This is a genomic window from Aureisphaera sp., assembly GCF_059726885.1.
On sequence record NZ_AP041051.1, the window covers coordinates 2085405 to 2101457 of the forward strand.

9 protein-coding genes are annotated in these 16053 nt (G+C 40.9%); all 9 read left to right on the forward strand.

Annotated features, from left to right (window positions below; genetic code table 11):
* Positions 1-6 precede the first annotated feature (6 nt).
* The 9 genes from queG (at position 7) to AC6JAD_RS09035 (ending at position 16039) form a co-directional block, all read left to right on the forward strand.
* Complete coding sequence (queG, locus tag AC6JAD_RS08995; protein WP_461305418.1) at positions 7-930, forward strand: tRNA epoxyqueuosine(34) reductase QueG; 924 nt, start codon at positions 7-9, stop codon at positions 928-930.
* Between the two features lie 53 nt (positions 931-983).
* Entirely contained in the window at positions 984-3287 is a 2304-nt protein-coding gene (locus AC6JAD_RS09000; RefSeq protein WP_461305417.1) for an NADP-dependent malic enzyme, read from the forward strand.
* A 78-nt stretch (positions 3288-3365) separates the two neighbouring features.
* Positions 3366-3947 carry a Holliday junction branch migration protein RuvA gene (gene ruvA / locus AC6JAD_RS09005; protein WP_461305416.1) on the forward strand — a complete coding sequence of 194 codons (582 nt, stop codon included), beginning with the start codon at positions 3366-3368 and terminating at the stop codon, positions 3945-3947.
* Positions 3948-3950: 3 nt separating this feature from the next.
* Positions 3951-11375, forward strand: a complete 7425-nt coding sequence (gene sov / locus AC6JAD_RS09010) for a T9SS outer membrane translocon Sov/SprA (protein WP_461305415.1) — start codon at positions 3951-3953, stop codon at positions 11373-11375.
* Positions 11376-11402: 27 nt separating this feature from the next.
* Positions 11403-11783: a glycine cleavage system protein GcvH gene (gene gcvH, locus AC6JAD_RS09015; RefSeq protein WP_461305414.1), complete on the forward strand. Its 381-nt coding sequence runs from the start codon at positions 11403-11405 to the stop codon at positions 11781-11783.
* The gene (locus AC6JAD_RS09020) at positions 11749-12147 is read left to right on the forward strand and encodes a VanZ family protein (RefSeq protein ID WP_461305413.1); all 399 of its coding nucleotides are present in this window, start codon (positions 11749-11751) and stop codon (positions 12145-12147) included. The genes gcvH and AC6JAD_RS09020 overlap by 35 nt, the downstream gene beginning before the upstream one ends.
* Positions 12148-12207: 60 nt before the next feature.
* Positions 12208-12930, forward strand: a complete 723-nt coding sequence (locus AC6JAD_RS09025) for an energy transducer TonB (protein WP_461305412.1) — start codon at positions 12208-12210, stop codon at positions 12928-12930.
* A gap of 111 nt (positions 12931-13041) precedes the next feature.
* The gene (locus AC6JAD_RS09030) at positions 13042-13839 is read left to right on the forward strand and encodes an energy transducer TonB family protein (RefSeq protein WP_461305411.1); all 798 of its coding nucleotides are present in this window, start codon (positions 13042-13044) and stop codon (positions 13837-13839) included.
* Positions 13840-13930: 91 nt separating this feature from the next.
* Positions 13931-16039 (forward strand): gliding motility protein RemB, encoded by a 2109-nt coding sequence (locus tag AC6JAD_RS09035; protein ID WP_461305410.1) that lies wholly within the window; start codon positions 13931-13933, stop codon positions 16037-16039.
* The last annotated feature ends 14 nt before the right edge of the window (positions 16040-16053 follow it).

The following is a 16053-nucleotide window of genomic DNA, read 5'->3' on the forward strand; positions in this document are numbered from 1 at the left end:
GGCCCAATGAAAACATCGCATCATAAAAATACCCAGTTTATTAAATCCGAGGCCAAACGGCTTGGGTTTCTTTCCTGTGGTATTAGTCGGGCTGGGTTTTTGGAAGAGGAAGCCCCAAGACTGGAAAAATGGCTAAAGGATGGCATGCAAGGAGAGATGGCATATATGGAAAACCATTTCGACAAGCGTCTGGATCCCACGAAACTGGTGGAAGGCTCCAAAAGTGTAATTTCCTTACTGTTAAATTATTTCCCTTCCGATTCTCAGGAAGTAGACTCCTATAAGATTTCAAAATATGCCTATGGTACCGATTATCATTTTGTGATCAAAGACAAATTGAAAGAACTCCTGCATAGCATTCAGACAGAAATTGGTGGAGTACATGGTCGGGCTTTTGTAGATTCTGCCCCCGTGCTGGACAAAGCTTGGGCAGCTAAAAGCGGACTGGGTTGGATGGGCAAGCACACCAACCTGCTCACAAAGCAAGTGGGGTCTTTTTATTTTATTGCTGAGCTCATTGTCGACTTGGAATTGGAATACGATACCCCGGTTACAGATCATTGCGGAAGCTGTACGGCCTGCATAGATGCCTGCCCCACCCAAGCCATTGTAGCTCCCTATGTTGTCGATGGAAGCAAATGCATTTCCTATTTCACTATTGAGCTTAAGAACGAAATTCCCCATGAATTTTCAGGAATGTTCGATGATTGGATGTTTGGCTGCGATGTGTGCCAAGACGTATGCCCTTGGAATCGATTTAGCCAAAGCCATAATGAACCTCTATTCGATCCAAATCCACAATTACTTTCCAAGACCAAAGCGGACTGGGAGGAGATTACAGAGGAAGTATTTCGTGAGCTATTCAAGAAAAGTCCTGTGAAACGCACCAAGTTTTCGGGATTGCAGCGCAACATAAATTTTCTGAAATAACTTTCCCTATTCCTTAGGGTCGGTTACCTTTGTAAGTCTTAACATTCATTTTTATGAGTAAGCAAAGTAAACGACGGGAAGCCCTATTATATCACGCGAAACCTAGGCCTGGGAAAATTCAGGTAGTTCCAACTAAGAAATATGCTACCCAACGGGATCTGGCTTTGGCTTATTCACCCGGGGTGGCAGAACCCTGTTTGGAAATAGAAAAGGATGTTAACAATGCTTATAGATATACCAATAAGGGAAACCTGGTGGCTGTTATTTCTAATGGAACAGCAGTTTTGGGATTGGGTAATATTGGTCCAGAAGCTTCCAAACCCGTTATGGAGGGGAAAGGATTGCTTTTCAAGATTTTTGCAGATATCGATGTATTCGATATTGAAGTGAGCACGGAAAATATAGATGAGTTTATTGCAACGGTCAAGAATATCGCCCCAACTTTTGGAGGGATCAATTTAGAAGACATTAAGGCCCCTGAAGCTTTCGAAATAGAGCGGCGGTTGAAAGAGGAATTGGATATTCCTGTTATGCACGATGACCAACACGGTACTGCGATCATTTCTGCAGCTGCCCTTTTGAATGCACTGGAATTGGCTGAAAAGGATATTAGCAAAGTTAAAATTGTGATTAGCGGTGCAGGTGCAGCGGCCGTTTCCTGTACACGCTTGTACAAGGCTTTTGGCGCCTCATCAAAGAATATTGTCATGCTGGACAGTAAAGGGGTAATTCGAAAAGATCGTGAACAGCTTTCAGAGGAGAAAGCCGAATTTGCTACCTCCAGAAAAATTGATACCCTCGAGGATGCTATGAAAGACGCCGATGTATTTGTAGGTCTTTCCATTGCGGACATAGTAACACCAGATATGTTGAAAACTATGGCCAAAAGGCCCATTGTTTTTGCTATGGCTAATCCAAATCCTGAAATTGCCTATAATCTAGCATGCAAGACAAGGGATGATATCATTATGGCCACTGGACGAAGTGATCATCCTAATCAAGTGAATAATGTATTGGGGTTCCCTTTTATTTTCAGGGGAGCACTAGATGTGAGATCGACCAAGATTAACGAAGAAATGAAGATGGCTGCGGTGAATGCTTTGGCAGAATTGGCAAAAGAACCCGTACCCGAACAGGTTAATATTGCCTATGGTGAAACGAAACTAGGCTTTGGAAAAGACTATATCATACCCAAACCCTTCGATCCAAGGTTGATTGAAAAAATTCCACCGGCTGTTGCCAAGGCAGCCATGGAAAGTGGAGTGGCGACAGAGCCCATTAAGGATTGGGAGCGTTATGAAGATGAGCTTCGGGAAAGGATGGGAAGTGATAATAAAATTACGCGATTACTCATGGATCGTGCAAAATCCAATCCTAAGAAGATTGTTTTTGCCGAGGCAGATCATTTAGATGTTCTTAAGGCGGCTCAAATAGTGCATGAGGAAGGGATTGCTATACCCGTGTTATTGGGAAGAAAGGCCGTTATAGAGGAATTGATGAAGGAACTCGATTTCGAAGAAGAAATGGAGATCATAGATCCTAAGAGTGACGAACAGTTGGATAAACTGAATGAATATGCCGAAAAGTATTGGCAACAGCGAAAGCGAAATGGAGTAACCCATTACGATGCCAAACGATTGCTTAGGGAGCGTAATTATTTTGCTGCCATGATGGTAAACGAAGGGGATGTCGACGGTATGATTTCGGGTTATGCCCGCGCTTATCCAACAGTACTAAGGCCTGTACTTGAAACCATTGGTAAATTTGAAGGGGTGGACAAAGTGGCGACAACAAACCTAATGCTAACCGGTAAAGGCCCAGTTTTTATTTCTGATACATCCATAAACATTGATCCTACGGCAAAGGAAATTGCCAATATTGCGCAAATGACCAATTATACGGTGAAAATGTTTGGTCTTACTCCGGTAATTGCAATGATCTCTTATGCCAACTTCGGGTCTTCTAAAGATCCACATGCGGCCAAAGTACGACAGGCAGTGTCCATGCTCCATAAATCCAATCCAGATATGCTTGTGGACGGGGAAGTACAAACAGACTTTGCCTTGAATATGGAAATGATGAAGAGTAAATTCCCCTTTTCAAAACTCGCTGGAAAGAAAGTAAACGCACTAATATTCCCTAATCTGGACTCTGCCAACAGTAACTACAAAACGCTCAAAGAGCAAAAAGGGGTTGAGTCTATCGGACCAATTATGCTCGGAATGAAAAAGCCAGTGCACATATTGCAGTTGGGCGCTAGCGTAGAGGAAATTGTAAATATGACTGCTATTGCAGTTGTAGATGCGCAGCAGAAAGAAAAAAGGGCTAAGGAAGCCAAGAAAAAAGGCAAAAAGTAACCGTTCTATTTTCGTATTTGCTTTGTTAGCACTTGCAAATAATTATACTATATTTGGGCAATTAACTTATGTTAACAAATGATTACCCATTTGCAGGGAAGACTTGTTGAGAAAAGCCCGACCAATGTTGTTGTTGATTGCAATGGTGTGGGTTATTTTTTGAATATTTCGCTACACACATTTTCGCACCTCCCCGATTCTGAAAATGTGAAACTTTTCACGCATTTACTTGTTAGAGAAGATTCCCACACATTGTATGGGTTTTCAAGTCAGGTGGAACGTGAGATTTTTAGATTGTTGATTTCCGTTTCGGGTGTTGGGGCAAGTACCGCTAGAACCATGCTGTCTTCCCTTAGTCCGGATCAAGTAAAAGAGGCAATTGCAAGTGGCGATGTAACCACCATCCAATCTGTAAAGGGAATTGGTGCCAAAACGGCCCAACGGGTAGTTTTGGATATTAAGGATAAGATTTTAAAAGTATATGGCTTAGAAGATGTTTCTGCTATTTCGAGCAATACGAATAAGAATGAAGCGTTATCAGCTTTGGAGACCTTAGGTTTTGCAAGAAAACAAGCCGAAAAAGCTTGTGATTTGGTCATCAAAGAAGACCCAAATGCATCAGTGGAAACGATCATTAAACAAGCCTTAAAAAATTTGTAGGAATTGAGTACAAAAAATTACGATTCAAGATATAGTTTAGCGAAAATTATAATTGTGGGGATATTGCTTCTAACTACGAATCAATTATTCTCCCAAGATGATACTACTGCCACAGGCTCGACTATGGGCCGTTTAGATCTTCCAGATCCTACGAGTATCCAAAACTTATATACATACGACCCCATTACCGAACGGTACATTTTAACACGTACATTGGGTAATATAGACATATCCTATCCGGTAATTCTGACACCAGAGGAATATCAGGAGTTGGTTATGAAAGAGGAAATGAAGGCCTATTTCAAAGAAAAGATCGATGCGGCTGATGGGCGTAAAGATGGTGCCGAAGAAGCACAGAAGAACTTACTTCCCACTTTTTATGTGAATTCTAGCTTTTTTGAAAGTGTTTTTGGGGGAAATACCATCGAAGTAATTCCTCAGGGTACAGTGGAAATGGATTTGGGAATCTTGTATACCAAACAAGACAATCCAGCTTTCTCACCGAGAAACCGTAGTAACCTTTCGTTCGATTTCGATCAAAGGATTAGTTTGAGCTTATTGGGTAAAGTAGGGGAACGACTTCAGGTAACGGCCAATTATGATACCCAATCTACGTTCGATTTTCAGAATATCATAAAATTGGAATATACGCCTACAGAGGACGATATCATTCAAAAAATAGAAGTGGGTAACGTAAGTATGCCGCTAAATAGCTCTTTAATTCAAGGGGCACAGAGTCTTTTTGGGGTACGAACCGAACTGCAATTTGGAAAGACCACCATTACAGGTGTGTTCTCAGAACAACGTTCAGAAACTCGTTCTGTTGTGGCCGAAGGCGGGGCAACAGTGACAGAATATGAGTTGTTTGCCTTGGATTATGACGAGAACAGGCACTTCTTCCTTTCACATTACTTTAGGGATAACTACGATAGGGTTTTAGAGCAATATCCATTCATTAATTCGAATGTACAGGTAACCCGAATAGAAGTTTGGATTACTAATCGTAACAATACGACCAACGATGTACGTAACATTGTGGCCCTTCAGGATATTGGAGAATCGGATATTTCAAATATTGGTTTGGATAACGTACCAGGAGGATTTATTAATACCTCCAGAAATGCATTTCCAGATAACGGAAATAACGACTTTAACCCCTTTGGTATAGATAACGCTAGTGAGCAAAGTATATTAAATAGTAATATTCGGGATATCGCTCAGGTTTCCAATGGTTTCAGTGGTGTTTCGGTTGCCGACGGAATTGATTATGTAACCCTTGAGAATGCTAGAAGATTACAAACCAATGAATACCAATTGAATTCTCAACTGGGATATATTTCCTTGAATCAACGTTTGAATAACGACGAAGTGCTTGGGGTGTCATTCCAATTTACAGTAAATGGAAAGGTATTTCAAGTAGGTGAATTCTCAACAGATGGTGTCGATGCTACAGGAGGTCCACTTGGAGGTCAAGGAGGTGTAGATCCGGACCCAGATCCAGACCAAAATGAAGTAGGAATCCCTCAGAATTTAGTAGTAAAACTTCTTAAAAGTAATATCACCATAGTTGAAGAACCTGTATGGGACATCATGATGAAGAACATCTATCCTATTGGTGCATTTCAACTGGAACAAGAGGATTTTCGTATGAACATCCTTTATACGGATCCTTCCCCTTTGAATTATATTACCCCAGCCGAAGGTGGTGATTTCCCCGTGGAAGCCTTACCAGATGATATAGATGATGAAGTGTTGACCGATGAAGTGCTATTGCGCTTATTCAATATGGATAGATTGAACTTCAATAATGACCCGCAGGATGGCGGTGATGGTTTTTTCGATTTCTTTCCAGGGATTACGGTCGATCAGCAAAACGGGCGAATTATTTTTACAAGTGTTGAGCCTTTCGGGGAATTCCTTTTCGATAGGCTAGATGCACCTGGAGGAGGTCAAGATTACGATATACCTGCCAGTTATAATGCCAACCAAGCGAAGTATGTATACCGATCTATGTATCGATCTACAAAAATTGTGGCCGAGCAAGAAGATAGTGATAAGAATAAATTTCAATTGCGCGGAACTTATAAATCCACAGGATCGGATGGAATCCCGATTGGTGCCTTCAATATTCCTCCAGGATCGGTAACGGTTACTGCGGGTGGAAGAACCCTTGTTGAAGGGGTGGACTATACGGTAAACTATCAATTGGGACGAGTGCAGATTTTGGATCCGGCACTTCAAAACTCGAATACTCCCATTAATATTTCTACAGAGAATAATACACTATTCGGACAGCAAACAAGAAGGTTTACAGGTTTCGATGTTCAGCATAAGTTCAATAACAACTTCCAATTAGGAGGAACATTCCTTAACCTGAACGAACGTCCATTGACGCAAAAATCGGCCTTCGACAATGAACCCATAAACAACACCATGTTTGGAATGAACCTTCAGTATTCTACAGAGGTTCCTTTCTTAACTAGATTGGTAAACAAATTACCGAACATAGACACGGATGTGCCTTCCAATGTGGCCATTCGTGCCGAAGCAGCCTACCTGTTGCCAGGAGCACCAAAGGTTTCCGATTTCGACGGAAAAACTACTTCTTATATCGATGATTTTGAAGCCGCTCAAACGGCTATCGATATTAGTGCACCACTTACATGGACACTCTCCAGTGTGCCTAATGGGTTTGGTAGGGTTAGTCATAACGGACAAGAGGAAGTTCCTGCAGACGATATTGGATCTAATGACCGTCGTGCATTACTTAACTGGTATACTATTGATCCAGTTTTCTACAGCTCGCAACGTCCAGATGGTATTTCTGATGAAGATCTTTCATCACCATTTACCAGAAGGGTATTCAGGGATGAGATTTTCCCTGACCAAGATATTGTGCAAGGGCAAACCCAAGCACTGTTTACCTTAGATTTATCCTATTATCCAGATGAAAGGGGCCCTTATAACTTTAGGTCCACAGAGCAAAGTTTAGGGAATGATCAAAATGAGTTGCCTAATCCAGATCGAAATTTTGGAGGGATTATGCGACAGTTAACCACTACCGATTTTGAGCGATCGAATGTGGAATACATTCAATTTTGGTTAATGGATCCGTTCATTTATGATGAAAACTCCACCAATCAAGGAGGTAAATTAGTATTTGATCTTGGGAACATATCTGAAGATATCCTTAAGGATGGTCGTAAGCAATATGAAAATGGACTTCCGGAAGATGGAGGGACCTCTAATGTGTTGCCTACCAATTTGGCGAAGGTTCCTTTAAATCAATCCCTTATCTACACATTTAGTACCACGGGACAGGAACGTACGAACCAGGATGTGGGTCTGGATGGAAAATCAGATTTAGAAGAAGGATCAGTATTAGATATTAATGGGGCGCCGGTGGAACCAGAGAATTCCATTGTAGCGCGATTTGGACCAGAAGATCCTGCTCGCGATAACTATCAGTATTTCCTTCAGGCAGAAGGTGGAATTTTAGATAGATACCGTCTATTTAATGGTACCGATGGAAACTCGCCAGAAGCCGTAAGCAATACAGACCGTGGTAATAATGCACAGCCCGATGTAGAGGATGTAAACCGTGATAATACCATGAATACGGTAGACAGCTATTTTCAGTATGAAATAGATGTAGTGCCGGGCATGAATGCAGATAATAGCCAGTTTGTAACCGATGTAAAGGAGATTCAGATAACAACCCAGACTAATGAAGAGATTCCCGTTCGTTGGATTCAATTTAGGATTCCATTAAACGAACCCACAGAAGCGGTGAACGGAATATCCGATTTCCGATCCATCCGTTTCATGCGAATGTTCGTAACCGAATTTGAGCAGCCTACGGTACTTCGATTAGGAACCGTAGAATTATTTAGGGGAGACTATAGAAGATATGCTGGTTCTCTAGATGTGGCCAATGATCTTGAACCTAATGAAAATGACAATACAACTTTCGAAAACGAAGCGGTAGGTATTATTCAGAACAGTAATTATGTAATTCCACCGGGAGTATTCCGTGAGGAGTTAAACCAGAATAACAATATTATTCGTCAGGATGAGCAATCCTTGGCGCTACGTGTGTGCGAATTAGAGCCAGGTGATGCTCGAGCTGTTTACAAGAATTTCAATGTAGATATGCGTCAGTATAAGAACCTTGAATTATTTGTGCACGCCGAGGCTAATGAAGATGCCGGAATAGGATTGGCAGATGACGAAATGCATGCTTTCATTCGATTGGGAACCGATTTAAATACAAGTTTCTATGAAATTGAAATGCCATTAAAGGTTTCTCCTAATATTGAAAATGCAACCGATGCCGATGCTGAAACGGTATGGCCAAGTGAAAACAGATTGGAATTCCCGTTAGAGGCCCTTCAGGAATTGAAGAGTATAGCCGTTAGCTCTGGTCAGGACGGATTGTTGCCGGAAGATGCTGCAGGAGTTAGGTATGCTGCCGAGGGGGAAATAAATGCAGACCCTAAGTTCCGATTTGGTATTAAAGGAAATCCCAGTTTTGGAAATGTGCGTGTCATCATGATAGGTTTGCGAAACAAGACCAACTCCAATATTTGTGGGGAAGCATGGTTCAATGAAATGCGACTTTCAGAATTGGATAATACAGGAGGTTGGGCTGCTGTAGCAAATATAGATGCGAATTTAGCCGATTTTGCCAATGTAAGTGCCACGGGTAGTATTAGTACTATCGGATTCGGTTCCATAGATCAAGGTCCAAACCAACGTAGTCTTGAAGATACCCGTTTGTACGATGTAGTAACCAATTTCAATTTAGGGCAATTATTGCCTAAGAAATGGGGAATAAACCTACCATTCAATTACGGAATTGGAGAGGAGTTTATCACGCCTAAGTTCGATCCCGAGTTACAGGATATAGAACTGGATACGCGTATAGATAATGAAACAGATGAAAACCTAAAGGATGCCTATAAGGATCAGGCTGTAGACTATACGAAGCGCCAGAGCATTAATTTTATTGGTGTTCGTAAGGAACGAACCGGTGACAAGAAACCGATGCCGTATGATATTGAGAATTTCACCTTCTCGTATTCCTATAACCAAGTGGATCATAACGATTTTGAAATTGAAGAATCCTTGGATCAAAATGTACGTGTAGGAGGAACATACGATTATAGTTTCCCACAGAAATCCATTGAACCCTTCAAGAAAAACGATTCAATATTCAGGAGTAAATACTGGCAATTCTTGAAGGATTTGAACTTCAATCCATTGCCTTCCAATATATCTGTTAGCTCCAATATTATAAGACAGTACAACGAGCAAAAATTCCGTGAATTGAATTTATTGCCTGGGAACATTGGTATTCCAACATTGTACCAACGGAACTTCCTGTTCGATTGGCAGTATGCGGTCAATTATAATTTGACTAAATCCTTGCGATTCAATTTCAATGCATCCAATAATAGAATAGTTACCAATTATATTAATCCTGAACAACAGGATGATGGAAGCATAAATTATATAACGGATAATTCGGTGGGAGTATGGGATGGTTTCTTCGATATTGGTGATCCAAACCAGCATTTCCAGTCTTTACAGATAAATTATGATCTTCCTACCCAAAAATTCCCATTCCTGAAATGGATACGGGCTACCTATAGCTATCAAGGGGATTATCAGTGGCAAGATGGAAGTGATCTTTTCAGTAATGTAGTTATTCCGCAAGAAACGGGCGATCCAATTGTATATGATCTCGGAAATTCTATTCAGAATGCGAGCACTCATAGGATTAACTCCACTTTCGATATGAAGAATTTCTATCGTTATATAGGTCTTACCAAAATCAAGAAGAGCACGCGTAGAGGTCGTGATGCTCGTAATAGTGGCGGTAGTGGAAACGAACGTGGTGGTGGAGATGCCGGAGGCGGCGGTGGTAAAGACGGAGGAAAGGGCGACTCGAAAAATGAGGAAAGCAAAGCTTCGGGTAGTGACAAAAGAACGAGAATTGTACAAAGTAATAGAAATGCAACACAGAATGCCGCCGGATCTTCAAGTTCTTTAAGTGCTGGGGCAAAGGCTGCCAATACCCTTATAGGTTTGGTAACTATGGTTAAGAAGGTGGGGATTAACTATCAGGAGAACAATGGTATTTTCTTGCCGGGATATACACCTTCTATCGGTTTTGCCGGAACACTGAAACCAACCTCTGGATTCGTATTTGGTAGTCAGGCAGAAGTGAGGGATTTAGCAGCAAGGAAGGGATGGCTTACCTTATATCCAGAATTCAATGAACAGTACACGGAGGTAGAAAGTAGGCAATTGGATTATCAAGCTAACATCGAACTCATTCCAGATCTAAAGATAGACGTGAATGGTAATCGCGCCTATTCGGAAAACTATGCGGAAAACTATATAGTGGAGGACGGATTGTACCGTTCTTTAACACCAACTACTTTTGGAAACTTTAATATTTCGACGGTACTTATTAAAACAGCCTTCGGAAAAAGTGATGAAAACGGAAGTGATGCCTTTACCGATTTTAGAAACAATCGATTTACAGTTGCAGACCGTTTAGCAAGAAATTTTGCAGCAGAGAACCCTGGAGAATACCAGTACGCTATAGATGAAGAAACTGGCTTCCCAGTTGGTTTCGGACCTACCAGTCAAAATGTACTACTAACCTCTTTCTTGTCCGCTTACAAAGGAAGCGATGCCTCTAAGGAAAAGACAGGTTTGTTTAGGGATATGCCCTTGCCAAACTGGGACCTTAAGTATACAGGGTTAATGAACATTAAGTGGTTTAAGAAAAACTTTAAGCGATTCTCCATACAGCATGGATATCGTTCATCGTACACAGTGAACCAATTTCAGACCAACTTAGATTACGATAGAAATGATCCGACTGCTTTAGATCAAGCGGGTAACTTTAAAAGTGAAACCTTCTTGAGCAATGTGAACCTTACAGAGCAGTTCTCTCCACTGGTGCGGGTAGATTTCGAAATGCAGAATTCCGTTAAAATATTGGCGGAGTACAGGAAAGATAGAGCTTTATCATTGAGTTTTGCGAATAATCTACTTACCGAAATCATTGGGAATGAGCTGATATTAGGATTGGGATATAGGGTAAAAGACTTGAAGATTGGAACCAACTTTGGAGGTAAAAAGAAGATTATTACTAGTGATCTAAACTTTAAGTTGGATATGTCTGTGCGTGATAATAAAACGATTATACGTTACCTAGATATAAATAACAATCAGGTAACTGCGGGACAAACCATTTATGGGCTTCAATTCTCTGCAGATTATGCATTGAGTAAGAACCTTACGGCATTGTTCTATTATGATCATACGTTCTCCGAGTATGCTATTTCAACAGCATTCCCGCAGACAACCATAAGAAGTGGATTGACACTTCGATATAATTTTGGTAACTAAATAACAACTAAGATAATTTAAGAACACATGAACTTACCTTCAGATTTAAAGTATACCAAGGACCATGAGTGGGTAAAAATAGAGGGGGATACAGCTACCATTGGTATCACCGATTTTGCCCAGGGTGAATTGGGAGATATTGTGTATGTTGAAGTTGAAACACTGGATGAAACATTGGATAGGGAAGAAGTTTTTGGAACGGTAGAAGCCGTTAAAACAGTATCGGACCTTTTCATGCCGCTTAGTGGCGAGGTGATCGAATTCAATGAAGACCTAGAAGCAGAACCTGAGCAAGTGAACTCAGACCCTTATGGAGCGGGTTGGATGATTAAAATAAAGATTTCGAACCCAGAAGAACTCGAAGACCTTTTGGATGATGAAGCTTATAAAGAAGTTATTGGGGCCTAGGCCCCTTTTTTATTCAGGAGTACTTTATACCCTAATAATTACCGTATTATTTTTATTGCCCGCCAAGGACATACCGGGTATGGCAATTCGCTTTGGAGACAAATGGGCCCACATCTTGGTGTTCCTTTTGCTTTCACTGGTTTGGTTGCTTGCTGCCTGGCTTAATGAGTGGCTGGGCACAGGAAGGATTATATGGGTCTCATTTTGGGCCTTGGTCTATGGCATAATAATTGAGGTATTGCAGGGAGGGTTTTTTGAAACTCGAAGTGCGGATATTTGGGATATTGTTGCCGATGCAATAGGTATTCTTATCGGTTGTTTCGTTTTTCTGATGATGAAAAAAAGAATAAGTCTTAAAACTTAAATTTTCATTTTAAAAAACAAATCCTTTTACATATTTTAGCAATTATATAAAATCTCTATTATGGAACCTAAGAAAAATCCAAAAGCTGACCTGAACAGATGGAGTACTATCTTTCTGCTAGGAGGATTGGTATTAATGTTATTAATCTCCGTTACTGCGTTGGAATGGAAAACGTATGATAAAGATAATCTGGCAGGAGATGTATTGGATGTTGGTGATGATCTTGAAGAAGAAATCCCGATTACCCAGACAATCACTCCACCACCACCACCGCCTCCGCCACCACCAGCTCCGGAAGTGATTGAGGTTGTAGAAGATGAGGAAGAAGTGGAAGAAACCATTATAGAGTCTACTGAATCTGATCAGGAAGAAGAGATTGTTGAGATCGAAGAAATCGAAGAAGTAGAAGAAGAAGAGATTGCAGACGTACCTTTTGCTGTTATTGAAAACGTGCCAGTCTATCCGGGATGTGAGAATGCCGGAAACAATGAGGCCAAGAAGAAATGTATGTCGGATAAAGTACAGAAGTTTGTACAGAAGAAATTCGATACTGAGTTGGCAAACGATCTAGGGCTAGAAGGAAGACAGCGTATTTCTGTGCAGTTCAAGATTGACAGAAACGGAAATATTGTTAACGTACGAGCGCGTGCTCCACATCCAAGATTAGAGCAAGAAGCTATTAAAGTAGTTAAGGCCTTACCTAAAATGACTCCAGGGAGACAACGTGGAAAAGCCGTAGGTGTATTATATGCGTTGCCAATTCTTTTCCAAGTAGAGAACTAAACAAATCTTTTTTAAGATATACGATAAAGTAAACCGCCTCCCATTGGGAGGCGGTTCTTTTTGGCACAACCCTTGTGTAACTAGTTTTTATAACTCTTAAATATAAACACTATGTTACCATCTATTAAAAATTCGGACGGTACCGAAACAAAGGTACTTTCAAAAAGAGAAGAAAAAAAGCGAATTAACATTCGTTGGAACTCAGGTCTATTTTTTCAAATAGGTCTTATAGTTAGTTTGCTGCTTTCCATTGCAGCTATGGAAATGACTTGGGATATAGAGCCAAGGGAATTTGGATATGCCAAGGATGATTTCAAATTTGAGGAAGTTGTTCTTGGGGATATTATTGTTGAACCTGTAAAAGTTCTTGAAAAAGCCGCACCGGTAGTAGAGAAGAGACCTGTAATTCAGAAAGTGTCATTAGCTTCAACTTTTACGCCAGTAACTAATAAAACGGTTGTGGTTGAGACCAAAACGGGTTCTTCAGAATTGACGAACGCACCTGTCGCACCCAAGGTCGCCGTAGTTAAGAAGACTACCCCTGTGGTGACCCGAAATGTAAATCAGGTGGATATGGTGCCTACCTTTCCTGGATGCGAAGGGTTACAAGACAATCAATCCAAATTGGATTGCTTATCGTCTAAGATCAGTGCCTTTGTAGGTAGAAAATTCGATACCGAAAAGTATTCAGAAAAATATGCTGGGCAGGTTTTGCGGATAAACGTACAATTTACCATCGACGCCAGTGGGAATGTCGTTGATATTATGGCCCGATCCACAGGAAAGGATTTAGAGGGTGAGGCAGCCAAGGTAATGTCCAAGCTTCCTCAAATGAAACCCGCAAAGGACCTAAATGAAAATGTTCCGGTCATATACCGAATGCCAATTCTCTTTAAGGCTGAATATTAAAAGAACAAACCCGTTTCATTTCGAAACGGGTTTTGTTTTTATGGGCATAGTAAAAAAACGTATCTTTCGCCAAACTAAACGCCCTTTGTCGATGAAGAAATTTCCAACCCTTCTCGTTTTTTCTTTCTTCTTTTGCAGCGCCATTTTGGCTCAAGATCCTTTCGAAAAATACCCTGTGTTTCCTGCATGTGAAGAAGTCCCTGCAGGAGAATTGAAGGTGTGTTTTAATAATAGAATCAGACAGCTTATATCGGATAACTACAACTTGCCTGCCATTGTTTCCCAAGAAAATTATAAAGGAGAGGTGAGTGTCCTTTTTGAAGTAACGGATAAGGGTAACATTGATATTTTGTATATCGATGCTGCGTATGACGAACTAAAAGAGGAATTGAAAAGGGTGTTCGGAGACTTTCCTAAGGTGGACCCTGGAACATACAATGGCAAATCGTTGAACACACAGTATACCTTTACCTTTTTTGTTCCTTTAGAGGCCCTTTTGGAAGAAGAAGTGGAAAAGAAGGAAACGTCCTCGTTTACCATGCGAAATACAAAGGAAGTGATTGGTAACGAAGAACATCCGGAGTACGATGCCATAGAGAAACTTCCCTATGAAAATGACGAATATACCAGTTTCATCAATATTCCATTATCGCATCATAATTATGGGCTTTTCGATCCCGCTATGAACCAGATAGGGAATAATGCACATACCGCACAGAAACCCTATTTGTACGCCGATGTGAATACCTACTACAATTTTGCCGAGGCGAACGCGTCTATTTCCAAAACCCGTAATACATGGTTAGGAAGAAAATGGTGGAATGAACATATGGTAACGCTTAAAGGAAAGGATTTTTGGCTTACGCTAGATCCAGGCGTGGACCTTCAGGCGGGGAAGGATACCGATTCGGATATTGATACGTATAACAATACCAGATTGGTGTATGCACAAGGAGGTCTGGGCAAGAAGGTCAATTTTTTCGCTGTAGTGTATGAAAGTCAGGGCCGTTTTGCAGATTACTTCAATCGCTTTGCAGAAGCAAGGGCACCAGATGGAGGGAATCCAGCTATCATCCCAGGAAGGGGAATTGCTAAGAACTTTAGGACAGATTCCTATGATTATCCCATAGCCACGGGTCACGTTTCCTATAGTCCAAGTGAGCACTTTAACCTTCAATTAGGGCATGGTAAGAATTTTATCGGCGATGGCTATCGCTCTTTATTCTTAAGTGATAATGCCAGTCCGTATCCATTCTTTAAGTTGAATACTACCTTTTGGAAACTAAAGTATACCAATACCTGGATGTCATTGCGGGATGTGAGAAGCGAAGTTACGGCCGATGGATCTTTCAGGACGAAGTTTATGGCCAACCATTACTTAAGCTACAATGTGACCAAGCGATTAAATATCGGCCTATTCGAATCGGTAATATGGGAAAATGACAACGATCGTGGCTTCGATTTCAATTATTTGAACCCGGTTATCTTTTACCGTGCCATTGAATTTTCAACTGGATCCCGAGGAGGTAATGCTATTATTGGTTTAAGTGCAAAGTATAAGTTTACAAACAGATTCAACTTTTACAGTCAATTAATCATCGATGAATTTTCTTCTTCGGATATTTTTGGAGGTGATGGAAGTTATAAAAACAAAATCGGATATCAGGTTGGGGGCAAGTACTACGATGCTTTCGGCCTAAAGGGACTCTTAATGCAGGCCGAATACAATAGGGTGCGCCCGTATACCTATTCGCACAACACCGTAGTGCTTAATTATGGGCATAACAATCAGTCTATGGCGCATACCCTCGGGGCTAATTTTTCAGAATTCATTGGAATTGCGAGGTATCAGAATGGCCGCATTTTTGGAGATGCCAAGGTAATAGTGGCCAAGCGTGGTTTCGAATTCAATACTACTGAGGACGAATCTTTTTATGGCGGAAGTATATACGGTACCGAAGACAATCGCATATCGGATAATGGGAATGAATTGGCACAGGGTAATACCACAGATTTCTTTCATGCCGAAATACAAGCTGGATACCTTATCAACCCAGCAACCAATCTTAAAATCTACGGAAGCTTAATTGTTAGGGATTTTAGTCCTGAGTTAGATACGGATGCCGTATTCAATAACAGTACAACTTGGGTGAATTTTGGTATTCGTACCGATCTGTTTAATTGGTACAATGATTTTTAAAAAAAGAAGGAAAC

Bases quoted from the DNA above. Each gene is read 5' to 3' on its own strand.
- ruvA (WP_461305416.1), top strand. From the start codon at position 3,366: ATGATTACCCATTTGCAGGGAAGACTTGTTGAGAAAAGCCCGACCAAT.
- AC6JAD_RS09020 (WP_461305413.1), top strand. From the start codon at position 11,749: ATGATGAAGCTTATAAAGAAGTTATTGGGGCCTAGGCCCCTTTTTTAT.
- AC6JAD_RS09035 (WP_461305410.1), top strand. From the start codon at position 13,931: ATGAAGAAATTTCCAACCCTTCTCGTTTTTTCTTTCTTCTTTTGCAGC.
- gcvH (WP_461305414.1), top strand. From the start codon at position 11,403: ATGAACTTACCTTCAGATTTAAAGTATACCAAGGACCATGAGTGGGTA.
- AC6JAD_RS09000 (WP_461305417.1), top strand. From the start codon at position 984: ATGAGTAAGCAAAGTAAACGACGGGAAGCCCTATTATATCACGCGAAA.
- AC6JAD_RS09030 (WP_461305411.1), top strand. From the start codon at position 13,042: ATGTTACCATCTATTAAAAATTCGGACGGTACCGAAACAAAGGTACTT.
- queG (WP_461305418.1), top strand. From the start codon at position 7: ATGAAAACATCGCATCATAAAAATACCCAGTTTATTAAATCCGAGGCC.
- AC6JAD_RS09025 (WP_461305412.1), top strand. From the start codon at position 12,208: ATGGAACCTAAGAAAAATCCAAAAGCTGACCTGAACAGATGGAGTACT.